This window comes from Olsenella uli (genome assembly GCF_016899935.1).
Lineage (GTDB): Bacteria > Actinomycetota > Coriobacteriia > Coriobacteriales > Atopobiaceae > Thermophilibacter > Thermophilibacter uli_B.
Genome location: NZ_JACJJK010000089.1, coordinates 1 through 247, shown reverse-complemented (window position 1 = coordinate 247; position 247 = coordinate 1). Strand labels below are relative to the sequence as shown.

At 53.8% G+C, this 247-nt stretch carries 1 protein-coding gene; it reads right to left on the bottom strand.

Annotated elements, in window-relative coordinates; genetic code table 11:
* Nucleotides 1-247, bottom strand: a 247-nt coding sequence (locus H6A07_RS09960) for a putative PEP-binding protein (RefSeq protein ID WP_342636588.1), incomplete at both ends; no start/stop codon positions are given.

Here is a 247-nt window from a genome sequence, read left to right as displayed (position 1 = left end):
GAACAATAGACGCCGGCTGCCGCCGCTTTGTCGGCAATGGTTTTCATCACCTGCAAAAAGGGTGCCGAAAGCACGTCGTAACGTTCGGCCAATTTGGGATTGCCGCGGTCGCAGGCAAACACAAACTGCGCCAGATCGTTGGTTCCGACCGAAATAAAATCGGCCTTAGGCAAAATATCGTCCAGCTGAAAAATGACCGACGGCACTTCTATCATCAACCCCACGTTCACCTTGCGCGGAACGGGCA